Raw genomic sequence first — 11,294 nt, 5'->3', positions numbered from 1 at the left:
AGCGAGGCCCTCACACTGCGGGCCATGGTCGCGGATTCCGAAGATCTCGACGGGACGGCACAAGAAAGAAGCGGATTGGATCAAGAATTTTCGGTCAAAGCCTCTAGAATTCCTGCGTTTCCGGAGTCGCCCGTTTTTCAAACTCCCAATTACCTGCGAGATCTATACGGCTGACCATGCGGTCCGTCGAAGAAAAAAGGCCGGCCGGAGCGGACTCCGGCCGGCCAAGAGCCCGCGCCCCGGGAATGAGGGGGGATATTCCCGATCGGGCGCGGGGCAAGGGAAACTCGGAAGACTGAGCTTTCCAGGGAGCGTTATGGATATACGTCTCAGCCACCCAATCAGTTCGGCAGCAGCACGGCATCGATCACATGAATGACACCGTTCGACGCCGTGACGTCGGCCGTGGTCACCGTGGCATCACCCACCCGAACGCTGCCACCGGTTGCGTCGATCGCCAGCGGCACACCGGACACGGTCGTGGCCTCAAGGGCCTGACCAGCGATATCGGCGCTCATCACGCGACCCGGGACGACATGGTAGGTCAGGATCCGCGTCAGGGTCTCGCGGTTCTCCGGCTTCAGCAGGTCGGCGACAGTGCCTTCCGGCAGTTGCGAGAACGCCCTGTCATTGGGCGCGAAGACCGTGAACGGACCCTCGCCCTTCAAGGTCTCCACCAGACCAGCCTCGGCGACGGCCGCCACCAGGGTCGTGAAAGCCTTGGCATCGATGGCCCGTTCGACAATGTCCATGCCGTCATGGGCGGCTTCGTGGTGGGCGGCCAGTTGGGTCAGGGGCTGGCCATGGCGGGAATCCCCGGCCATGGCGCTGATCGCGCCAACGAAGGCCACGGCCGCAAGAGAGCCCGCGGCAAGCAAAGACATGGAGAAAAAGGACCGAGTCATTGATGGGTCATCCTTGTGTGGTTGAACCTGGGTTTCTCTCAGTAACCGCACGACTGATCGGGTTTCCATCCCGCCAAGCGCGTTGTATCCTTCATTACGCTGAGCGTTTCCTGGCGGATCATGTCTGCCGGCGGTTTTTTGCAAACGCCTCGCGTTCGAAGCGCACCCCAAAGCACGCCGCACCGGGGGCGGCCGCTTGGCGGCATCCGACCCACCCTCGCGATTCGCGCGCCTGCCGAAGGCTTTACCAAGGCGCCCAAGGTGCCTTACAAGGGGCGTTCCTGCGTCGTGCACGGAGCGGCGCCAGTCCGAGAGGGAGACGGCCCGCGCCTGCGGCGGGACCGGGAAGCCATGATTCGTATCGAGGACCTGACCCACGTCTATGCCGGCGGGCGTCGGCAGCCCGCAAGAACCGCCGTCTCAGACCTGACCCTGCACATTCCCGACGGGCGGTTCACCATTCTCTCGGGACCGAACGGCAGCGGCAAAAGCACCCTGTTCCGCATTCTGTGCGGTCTGGCCCGGCCGAGCCGAGGGCGCGTCTTCATCGGCGGCCACGACATCCTGCGGGATTCGGCGGCGGCGCGCGCCCTGACGGGCGTGGTGTTCCAGAGTCCGGCCGTCGACAAGCACCTGAGCGTGCACGAGAACCTGGCCATCCACGCGGCCCTGCACGGCCTTCGCGGCGCGGCGTTTCGGTCCCGCCTGGACGAGGCCATGGCCTGGACCGACCTGTCCGGACGCCTGGGCGACCGGGTGGAGACTCTGTCGGGCGGCCTGTCACGGCAGGTGGAACTGGCCAAGTGCCTGTTGACCCGGCCGCGCCTGCTGCTGCTGGACGAACCCACCACCGGGCTGGATCCGGCCAGCCGGCGCGGGTTTCTGAACGCCTTGCGCTCGCTGCGCCAGGACCTCGGCATGACGGTGCTGATGACCAGCCACATCTTCAGCGAAGCCGAGGACGTGGACAGCGTCGCCATCATGGCCAATGGTCGTCTGTTGGCGCATGACTCGCCGCAAGCGCTGCGGGAGCGTCTGAACGGCGACGTGCTGGTGATCGACAGCCCGGAGCCGGACACCCTTGCGGCCAAACTGAAAGACGACCTGGGCGTCACGGCCATGCGCCATGGCGACGACCTGCGGATTGACGAGGCGCCCGACAACGACGCCGTCGCCCTCCTGGAACGCGTGCTCACAGACTACCGCGCGCTGGTGCGGGGCATCACCGTCAAGCGTCCCGCCCTGGAGGACGTTTTCGTCCATGTGACCGCCGAGGCCCGTGCCGAGGTCGCACTGGCGGCGTCCGACCAACAGGAGAACGCGGCATGACTTACGCCGGCAACGCTTCGGCCCGGCCGTCCACCGGCGCGATGGCCTCGGACGACGAGGGAGCGACCGATGTCGCACCGCGCGCTTCGTTGATGGCGGTCGCCGTGGCCCTGGCGCGGCGCGAGTTCACGCGCTTCATCCGCCAGCCGCACCGCGTGATGGGCTCGATCGGGCAGCCGTTGATCTTCTGGGTCCTGCTGGGCGCTGGCCTGACGCCCAGCTTCAGTGCCCCCGGCATGGAAGGGATGTCTTACCTGGAGTATTTCTACCCCGGCGTGCTGATGATGATGATCCTGTTCGCCTCGGTGTTCGCCTCCATCACCATCATCGAGGACCGCGACCAGGGCTTTTTGCAAGGCGTGCTGGTCGCGCCGGTGTCGCGCCTGGGCATCGTCATGGGCAAGGTCGGCGGCGCATCGCTGGTGGCCCTGTTCCAGGCCGGAATCCTTTTGATCGCCGCTCCCTTCATCGGCTTGGCGCCGGGCATCGGCGGCTGGATCCTGCTGGCCCTGACCCTGGTGGTCGTCTCGCTCGGCTTCACGGGCCTGGGTTTTCTGTTCGCCTGGGGCATGAAGTCCACGGCGGGCTTCCATGCCATGATGATGGTCATCATGATGCCCATGTGGGTGCTGTCCGGCGCCTTCTTCCCCATCGCCGGCGTGCCCGGCTGGCTGTACTGGATCATGATCCTGAACCCGGTCACCCACGGCATGACCATCCTGCGCGCACCGTTCTACGACGACCCGCTGACCCTGCTCGGCACGGGCGATTACCTGCTGGCCCTGGCCATCGTGGTGGCCTCCGTGGCGTTGTGCCTGGCCCTGGCGGCCCACCGGGTGGGCCGGCGCGAGGCGGGCATCACCGTCCCCGGTTCTTGAGGCCGGCCTGTCGCTACGACCAGTTCCCCCCTGGCGACGCACCCGGGCATGGTGTAAGGACGCCCCCACCGACGTTCGGGACCCCTCCCACAGCTCCGGTGTGCCGTCATGTCCGTCAATCCCCTGTTCGTGGCCCTGGATACCACCGACCTGCCGCACGCCCGCGCCCTGGCCCAAGCCCTGTCGGGCGTGGCCGGCGGCGTCAAGCTGGGCCTGGAGTTCTTCGTCGCCCACGGCGCCGCGGGCGTCCAGGCCGCCCTGGCCGACGTCGCCCTGCCCCTGTTCCTTGACCTCAAGTTCCACGACATCCCGAACACCGTGGCCGGCGCCGTGCGCGCCGCCGCCCCCCTCGCCCCGGCCCTGATGACCGTGCACGCCGCCGGCGGGCGATCGATGATGCAGGCCGCCGTGGATGCGGCGGAGAGCGAAGCCGCGCGGCTGGGGATCGAGCGCGCGCGTCTGGTGGCCGTGACCGTGCTGACCAGCCTGGACGAAGACGACCTGGCGGCGATCGGCGTCCCCGGGCCAGTCGAGGACCAAGTGCGGCGGCTTGCTGCCCTGGCCCATGAGGCGGGCCTGGACGGCGTGGTCTGCTCGCCGCACGAAGCAGCCGTGCTCCGCGCCGACCTGGGACCGGACGCACTGATCGTCACCCCGGGCGTTCGTCCGGCCGGCGCCGCCGCGAGCGACCAGAAACGGGTCGTGACGCCGGCCGAGGCCCTGGCGGCGGGCGCCAGTCACCTGGTGGTCGGCCGCCCCATCACGGCGGCGGAGGACCCGGCGGCGGCGGCCCGGGCGATCCTGGAGACCGAAACGGAGACGATCCCGCGCCCAGGGCGCGCCGACGACTGAGGAGAGCGCGCGCATGGGCGATACCCCCGTCGAGATCAAGATCTGCGGGCTGACCGACGTCGAGGCCGTGGACGCCGCCGTCGCCGCCGGCGCGGACTGGCTGGGCGCGGTATTCTTCGAGCCGTCGCCGCGCGCGGTCACCGCCGAGGCCGCCGCCGAGCTGTTCGACGCCCTGCCCGAGACGGTCGGCACGGTCGGTCTGTTCGTCGATCCCGACGACGCTCTTCTCGATCTTGTCTTGAACCATGTGCGCCTCGACCTGATACAGTTGCACGGACAGGAAAGCCCCGAACGGGTCGACGCCATCCGGCTCGAGTTCGGCCGGCCGGTGATGAAGGCCATCGGCGTGGCCGACGCCGATGATCTTGCGCGCGCCGCCACCTACGCCGAGCACGCCGACCGCCTGCTGCTGGATGCGCGCCCGCCCGCTGGGGCCGATCGGCCGGGCGGTCATGCTCGGGCCTTCGACTGGTCCGTGTTGACCGGGTGGGTGTCGCCGTTGCCCTGGATGCTGGCCGGCGGCCTGACACCAGAGACGGTGGCCGACGCCATCCGGGCCACGGGCGCGCGCGGCGTCGATGTCTCGTCCGGCGTCGAACGAACGCGGGGCAGCAAGGATCCGGCCTTGATCGCGCGGTTCTGTGCCGCCGTGCGGGCCGCCGAAGGGACTGAGCGGCCATGAACACGCCCCCATTCAACGAACATCCGCAACGCGAACAGCTTGTCCGCGAGCTTCATGCCCGGGCCTCGGAGCCGTTGCGCGCGCCGATCCGCGTCTCTCAGTTCGCGACCCTGACGGACGAGCACGGCGCCGAGGCCGACTCCGCCCATCTGGCGGCCCTGTGCGCCCGCAAGGGCGGCACGGCGCCGGCGAGCGGCGCCAAGCAGCATGTCGCCGACCTGGGCGGGTTGACCGTCAAGTGGGAACGGCATACCGAGTTCTGCTCCTACATGTTCTTCCGCCGGGCGCACTTCTCTGAGCCTTTCGCCAGTCCGGTGTTGGATGAACTCCCGGCGGACTGGTTGCACGACCTGCCCGGTGAAGTCCTTTCCGCGATCCACCTGGCGGTGGTTCAGAAGGACGTCGAACTCCCGAACAACGACGAGATCTCGCTCCGCTACTTCAACGGCAACATGCTGACAGGCAATACCGTGGCCGGCGGCAAGGCCATGGTGTGGACGGACTTCCGGCTGCATTCCGACCACTTCTCCCGGATGCTGATCCAGGATCAAGGGTTGGACGACCGCCACACCGGCCGCACCGTTCAGCGCCTGATCGAGCTCAACAACTACCGTGCGCTTGCCTTGCTGGCCCTGCCCATCGCCCAGGAGATGTTGCCGCGTTTGCGCGACATTGACGCCGCCCTGGCCGATGTCAGCGCGCGGATGGCCGATCGGTCTGATCATTTCAGCGATGCGGAACTGTTGGACCAGCTGTCTCAACTGTCGGCGGACATCGAGAGCATCGCGGCGCGGACAAGCTACAGGTTCGAGGCCTCGCGCGCCTACTATCAGCTGGTGCAACAGCGCTTGCGGGACTTGCGGACCGCGCGCGCGGGGAACCTGTTGACCATCGACGGGTTCCTGTACCGGCGTCTGGGTCCCGCCATGGCCACCTGCGAATCGGCCGACTCGCGGCAGGAGGCCCTCGCCCAGCGGGCCACGCGGATCGGCAGCCTGTTGCGCGCCCGGGTCGAGGTCGGGCTGGAACACCAGAACCGGGACCTGCTGAACAGCATGAACGAACGTGCGCGGGTCCAGATCAAGCTGCAGGAAACCGTCGAGGGCCTGTCCGTGGTGGCCATCAGCTACTACGCCGTCGGCCTGGTGGGGTATGTTCTCAAGGCCATCGAAAGCAGCGGCGTTGCCTTGAACGTCGGGATGCTCACAGGCCTGTCCGTGCCCGTGGTCGCCGTTCTGGTCTGGACCGCCGTTCAACGGCTCAAGCGGACCGTGGTCACGAACAAAGAGGAGTAACCCGATCCCATGGACATCGGCCATCTGTTCAGCAAAAACGCGGCGTGGGTCGAGCGCACGACGCAGCGGGATCCGGATTTCTTTCACCGCCTCGTTCAGATCCAGGCACCGGAATTCCTGTGGATCGGCTGTTCCGACAGCCGCGTGCCGGCCAACGACATTGTCGATCTCGCGCCAGGCGAGTTGTTTGTCCATCGCAACGTCGCCAACCTTGTCGTGCCCTCGGACCTCAACATGCTCTCCGTCCTGCAGTATGCGGTGGACGTTCTGAAGGTTAAGCATGTCATGGTTGTTGGCCATTACGGCTGTGGTGGCGTCAAGACGGCCTTGTCGCGGACCCAGATGGGCCTGATCGACAACTGGCTCGCCCCCATCAAATCCCTCATGGATCGACACAAGGCGGTGCTGGAGGGGCTGGACGAAGCAACGCAGGTCGACCGGTTGTGCGAGTTGAACGTCGCCGCCCAGGCCCACAACGTGGCGGCCACACCGATCGTCCAGGCCGCCTGGGCGCGGGGGCAGGCATTGCAGGTGCACGGCTGGATCTATGCCCTGCGGGACGGCCGCCTGCGCGATCTGGGATGCACGCTGACGGCCCCGGAGCACCTCGAAGCCGCCTTCCGGGTCGCGGGCGCGCCCGCCGGACCAACCGGGGCCGGCACTTAACGCGGCCGGCCCGCACCCCCCTCGAATGAACGCCGGTCCGCGCCCTCTTGGCGTGGCCGAGCCCTCTGATATGATGTGCGGCCTTGCGCGGGTTCATCGTGACCGGTGAGTCCGCCATCACGGCGAAGGATGGCGCTCGCCTTGGTGCTTCCCATTGACGTGCACATGTGGCTGACGCTGGCGCTGACCGCGGTCGTCGTCGCGCTGTTCGTCACCGAGTGGATCTCGCTGGAACTGACCGCCCTGGGCACGCTGGCGACGCTGCTGGTGGTCTTCCAGGTCTTCCCGGTCATTGGCCCCGACGGCGCGCGGCTGGTCACCTCGGCCGATCTGCTGGCCGGGTTCTCCAACCCGGCGCTGCTGACGGTCATGGCCCTTCTGGTGGTCGGCGAGGGCTTGATCCGCACCGGCGCCCTGGACAGCGTCGCGCAGTGGGCGGCGCATCCACGCCTGTCGGCCGTGGCGTCGGTGGTGCTGATTCTGCTGGCGGTGATGGGCCTGTCGGCGTTCCTGAACAACACGCCGGTGGTGGTGATCTTCATCCCCATCCTCCAGGCCATGGCCGTACGCCTTTCGGTCAACGCCAGCCGCCTCATGATGCCGCTCAGCTACGCGGCCATTTTGGGGGGCATGACGACGCTGATCGGCTCCTCCACCAACCTGCTGGTCTCCAGCGCGCTGATCGACCTCGGTCAGTCGCCCCTCGGCTTTTTTGAGATCACCGCCCCGGGCCTTGTGCTCGCGTCCATCGGCATGGCCTACGTGGTGCTGGTCATGCCGCGCCTGCTGCCGGAGCGGGCCGGCATGGCCAGCCACATGACCCGCCACGGCAAGCAGTTCATCTCGCAGATCGTGGTGCCGTCGGATTCGCAGCTGGTCGGCGAAAAGGCCGTCGCCGGCACGTTCAAGTCCCTGCCCGATGTCACGGTGCGGATGATCCAGCGCGGGGAACATGCCGAGTTGCCGCCCTTCGACGACTACCCCTTGCGGGCCGGCGACACGCTGGTCATCGCCGCGACGCGCACGACGTTGACCGAACTGGCCTCGCGCCACCCCGGGCTGCTGCACCCTCCGAGTGGCCCCGGCGCGGCGGACCGCGCCCGCGACCGCCTGCGCGACGGCGCCAAGGTGGAGGGCGAGCCGGGCCGCCGCGAGACCAACGGCAACGGTGACACCAACCGGCCCGCCCCGGAAGAGCAGGTCATGGTCGAAGCCATGATCACCCCGTCGTCGCGCCTGATCGGACCGAACCTGCAGCAGCTGGCGTTCCGCCAGCGGTATCGTTGCCTGGTGATCGGCATCCAGCGGCGCGCGCGCATGATCCGCGCCAGCATGACGCAGATCCGCCTGGAAGCGGGCGACAACCTGCTTATCGTCGGCCGCCAGGCGGACATTGAGGCGCTGGGGCGTGAACGCGACCTTGTGGTGCTGTCGGGGACGCGGGGCACCCTGCCCAAGCGCCACCACGCGGGGCTGTCGGCCGGCATCTTCGCCGCGGCGGTGGGGCTGGCGGCCGTGGGCGTCGTCCCCATCGTCGTCGCCGCGATCGTCGCCGCGACGCTGATGATCGCCATCAACGCCGTCAACATCCGCCAGGCCACGCGCGCGCTGGACCGGAAGATCCTTCTGGTGGTGGTGGCGGCGCTGGCCCTGGGCCAGGCGCTGGAGGCCACAGGGGGCGCCGCGTTCGTCGCCAATGCCACCCTCGGGCTGTTCCACAACCTCGGACCGGCTGTGATTCTGTCGATGTTCTTCCTGATCGTGGCCGGATTCACCAACGTGCTGACGAACAACGCCTGCGCGGTTCTGTTCATTCCGGTCGGCATCAATCTGGCGCACCAACTGGGCCTGGATCCGCACATCTTCGCCATCACCACGGTGCTGGCGGCCAACTGTTCCTTTGCCTCACCGGTCGGCTACCAAACCAACCTGCTGATCATGGGGCCGGGCCACTACACCTTCAGCGATTACACGCGGGCCGGGCTGCCCCTGCTGCTGATCCTCTGGCTGGTCTACAGCCTGTTCGCCCCCTGGTACTGGGGCCTGTAGGGGCACGCGCGGCGCTGGCCGGGCCGGCCGGAACACGGTAGTCTCTTCGGCATCGAAACGACGGGCCGCTCTCATATCAGGCATGGAGGTGCCGCATGGACACCATGAACCGATGCGTCGCGCTGCTGTTCCTGGCCGTGGTGCTGTTGGGGGCACTGCTGATCGCCCAGGACAAGGACCGCCGGGCAGCCACTCCGGCCGCACAGGTGGCGGCCTCCCCCTTCATGGTGGCCGCCGCCAACCCGCTGGCCACGGAGGCCGGCCGGGCCGTGCTGGCCGACGGCGGCACCGCCGCCGACGCGGCGGTCGCCGTCCAAGCCATGCTGAACCTGGTGGAGCCGCAGTCCTCGGGCATCGGCGGCGGCGCCTTCCTGCTGTACTGGGATGCGTCCGAACGGCGCCTGATCACCCTTGATGGCCGCGAGAAGGCGCCGATGGCGGCGGATGAGACCTACTGGCTGGGACCGGACGGGGAGCCGGTCAGCTGGTGGGACGCGGTTGTCGGCGGACGCTCGGTAGGCGTGCCCGGAACGCTGAAGCTGCTGGAAACACTGCACGGGCGATATGGCAGCCAGCCGTGGGCCGACCTGCTGCGGCCGGCCATCGACACCGCCGACGCCGGGTTCGAGATCTCGCCGCGCCTGGCCGAGTCGATCGCCGCCGCGCAGGAGCGGCAGCTGGACCGGTTCGAGACCGCCCGCGCCTACTTCTTCAACCCCGATGGCACTCCCAAGGCCGCCGGCACGGTCCTGAAGAACCCCGCGTTCGCCAACACCCTGCGCCTGATCGCGGAGCAGGGCTCGGCGCCGTTCTACGAGGGCGAGATCGCCGCCGACATCGTCTCGGCGGTCCGGACGGACATCAACCCGGGCATCCTGACCCTGGAGGACCTGGCCGCCTACGAGGTGGTCGAGCGCGAACCCGTGTGTATGCCGTATCGGGCCTTCGAGGTCTGCGGTATGGGGCCGCCGACGTCCGGCGGCCTGACGGTCGGCCAGATCCTGGGGATGCTGGCGACGGTCGACATGTCCGCCCTGGGACCGTCCGCCGAGGCGTGGCACCTGTACATCGAGGCCGCCAAGCTGGCCTATGCCGACCGGGCGTTGTACATGGCCGACTCGGACTATGTCGCCATGCCCACCAAGGGCCTGATCGACGCCGGATACCTCGCCGAGCGCGCCGCCCTGATCGATCCGGACGCCGCCATGGACACCGCCGAGGCCGGCTCGCCGCCGTGGGACGAGGCCGCCCTGTGGGCGCCGGACACTCAGGTCGAGCGGCCGGGCACCAGTCACTTCGTCATCGTCGATTCGCACGGCGACATGCTGTCGATGACCACCACCATCGAGACCGGCTTCGGCAGCCGGGTGATGACAAGGGGCTTCCTGCTGAACAACGAACTGACCGACTTCGCCCGCGCCCCCGGGGCGGACGGCCAGCCGGTGGCCAACCGCGTGGAGGGTGGCAAGCGGCCGCGCTCGTCCATGTCGCCGACCATCGTGTTCAAGGACGGCGAGCCGGTACTGTTGGTCGGCTCCCCCGGGGGCTCGCGCATCATCAACTACGTGGCCAACGCCCTGGTGGCGATGCTCGACTGGGGCATGGACCCGCAGGCCGCCGTCGCCATGGGCCATGTGGTGAACCGCAACGGCGCCACCGACCTGGAGGAAGGCACCGAGGCGGCGGACCTGGCCGAAGCGCTGCGGGCGCTGGGCCACGAGGTCAATCTCCGACCGCTCGAATCCGGCCTGCACGCGATCCAGATCCTGGACGACGGGACCCTGACCGGCGGCGCCGACCCGCGCCGGGAAGGGGTGGTGCTGGGCCGATAGACCAACCCGGTCGCGGGACGGCCGGGCCCGGCACACCCGGCGTCCCGCCGGCACCGATCCGCCTCGACGAATCAGTGCCGGCCCCCCAACCATCCTGTCTTGGATGGGCGGGGGAAGTGGACTGGTTCCGCACGGCGGATGAGTATACCTCATCCGTCGCGGTTATCAGGCGTCATCGTCCGGCCGCCATGTCCCTCGGCTACCCAAAAAATCCGGGTTGAAACGACGATGTGCCAGTGCCATACCGTCACCCTGAAGAAAATTGCATACACCTGAACGAAAATTGTATGCGATCACTTGCGGTCTCCCGCATGAGTCGTTAGCATAACAATTGTGTTCAGGAGGGGGTGAAACCTCCGGACGGGGGGCTTTCCGTGAACCCGGCGCGGCGTGCGTCTGGTGCGCCGCTGTCCGGTACAGCGTCAACCGAACCCATAACAAGAATGAGGGGGAGCCAGCCATGGCAAGGGGCGAAGGACCCGATCCGGTCGACATTCACGTTGGGGAACGCATTCGTTTACGCCGCGCCATGTTGCGCCTGACCCAACAGGACCTGGCGCAGTCCATTGGCATATCGTTCCAGCAATTGCAGAAGTACGAGCGAGGCGCGAACCGCGTATCCGCTTCACGCCTGTTCGACATCGCCAGCCATCTCGACGTCCCCATCTCGTTCTTTTTCGAGGATATCGAAAACGACCTGCTGGAGCAGCGAGGCCTGACCAATGTCCGCCCAGACGTGGACCCGTCGCTAAGCAGCGAAGCCCTGAAGCTGATGGCCGTCTTCAACCGCCTGCCCAATGATACCG

Annotated in this window: 10 protein-coding genes; 9 read left to right on the top strand and 1 reads right to left on the bottom strand. The window is 67.8% G+C overall.

Going from position 1 to position 11,294, the window contains the following annotated elements:
- Positions 1–341: 341 nt before the first annotated feature.
- On the bottom strand, positions 342–905 hold the full coding sequence (locus tag Q0309_RS01305) for a fasciclin domain-containing protein (protein ID WP_299436572.1): 564 nt from the start codon (positions 903–905) through the stop codon (positions 342–344).
- 351 nt (positions 906–1,256) lie between these two features.
- Between Q0309_RS01305 and Q0309_RS01300 the strand changes: the two genes are divergently transcribed.
- The 9 genes from Q0309_RS01300 to Q0309_RS01260 form a co-directional block, all read left to right on the top strand.
- Positions 1,257–2,234 (top strand): ABC transporter ATP-binding protein, encoded by a 978-nt coding sequence (locus Q0309_RS01300; RefSeq protein ID WP_299436569.1) that lies wholly within the window; start codon positions 1,257–1,259, stop codon positions 2,232–2,234.
- Positions 2,231–3,112: an ABC transporter permease gene (locus Q0309_RS01295; RefSeq protein ID WP_366940540.1), complete on the top strand. Its 882-nt coding sequence runs from the start codon at positions 2,231–2,233 to the stop codon at positions 3,110–3,112. The genes Q0309_RS01300 and Q0309_RS01295 overlap by 4 nt, the downstream gene beginning before the upstream one ends.
- 108 nt (positions 3,113–3,220) lie before the next feature.
- On the top strand, positions 3,221–3,964 hold the full coding sequence (gene pyrF, locus Q0309_RS01290) for an orotidine-5'-phosphate decarboxylase (RefSeq protein WP_299436566.1): 744 nt from the start codon (positions 3,221–3,223) through the stop codon (positions 3,962–3,964).
- Positions 3,965–3,977: 13 nt separating this feature from the next.
- The gene (locus tag Q0309_RS01285; protein ID WP_299436563.1) at positions 3,978–4,646 is read left to right on the top strand and encodes a phosphoribosylanthranilate isomerase; all 669 of its coding nucleotides are present in this window, start codon (positions 3,978–3,980) and stop codon (positions 4,644–4,646) included.
- On the top strand, positions 4,643–5,941 hold the full coding sequence (locus Q0309_RS01280) for a DUF3422 family protein (protein WP_299436560.1): 1,299 nt from the start codon (positions 4,643–4,645) through the stop codon (positions 5,939–5,941). Before Q0309_RS01285 ends, Q0309_RS01280 begins: the two co-directional genes overlap by 4 nt.
- Positions 5,942–5,950: 9 nt before the next feature.
- Complete coding sequence (can, locus tag Q0309_RS01275; RefSeq protein WP_299436557.1) at positions 5,951–6,607, top strand: carbonate dehydratase; 657 nt, start codon at positions 5,951–5,953, stop codon at positions 6,605–6,607.
- A 144-nt stretch (positions 6,608–6,751) separates the two neighbouring features.
- Positions 6,752–8,656, top strand: a complete 1,905-nt coding sequence (locus Q0309_RS01270; RefSeq protein WP_299436575.1) for an SLC13 family permease — start codon at positions 6,752–6,754, stop codon at positions 8,654–8,656.
- Between the two features lie 95 nt (positions 8,657–8,751).
- Positions 8,752–10,488, top strand: a complete 1,737-nt coding sequence (ggt, locus tag Q0309_RS01265) for a gamma-glutamyltransferase (RefSeq protein WP_299436554.1) — start codon at positions 8,752–8,754, stop codon at positions 10,486–10,488.
- 460 nt (positions 10,489–10,948) lie between these two features.
- Positions 10,949–11,294: helix-turn-helix transcriptional regulator (locus Q0309_RS01260; protein WP_299436551.1), on the top strand; the 346-nt coding region annotated here is incomplete at its 3' end.

This window comes from uncultured Rhodospira sp., from assembly GCF_937138205.1.
Classification (GTDB): domain Bacteria; phylum Pseudomonadota; class Alphaproteobacteria; order Rhodospirillales; family Rhodospirillaceae; genus Rhodospira.
Note: the sequence above shows the minus strand (reverse complement) of the source record. Positions and strands in the feature narration are given on the sequence as shown.

Excerpts from the sequence above, each read along its gene's own strand:
- Q0309_RS01305 (WP_299436572.1), bottom strand. The coding sequence starts at position 905 with ATGACTCGGTCCTTTTTCTCCATGTCTTTGCTTGCCGCGGGCTCTCTT.
- Q0309_RS01300 (WP_299436569.1), top strand. The coding sequence starts at position 1,257 with ATGATTCGTATCGAGGACCTGACCCACGTCTATGCCGGCGGGCGTCGG.
- Q0309_RS01295 (WP_366940540.1), top strand. The coding sequence starts at position 2,231 with ATGACTTACGCCGGCAACGCTTCGGCCCGGCCGTCCACCGGCGCGATG.
- pyrF (WP_299436566.1), top strand. The coding sequence starts at position 3,221 with ATGTCCGTCAATCCCCTGTTCGTGGCCCTGGATACCACCGACCTGCCG.
- Q0309_RS01285 (WP_299436563.1), top strand. The coding sequence starts at position 3,978 with ATGGGCGATACCCCCGTCGAGATCAAGATCTGCGGGCTGACCGACGTC.
- Q0309_RS01280 (WP_299436560.1), top strand. The coding sequence starts at position 4,643 with ATGAACACGCCCCCATTCAACGAACATCCGCAACGCGAACAGCTTGTC.
- can (WP_299436557.1), top strand. The coding sequence starts at position 5,951 with ATGGACATCGGCCATCTGTTCAGCAAAAACGCGGCGTGGGTCGAGCGC.
- ggt (WP_299436554.1), top strand. The coding sequence starts at position 8,752 with ATGGACACCATGAACCGATGCGTCGCGCTGCTGTTCCTGGCCGTGGTG.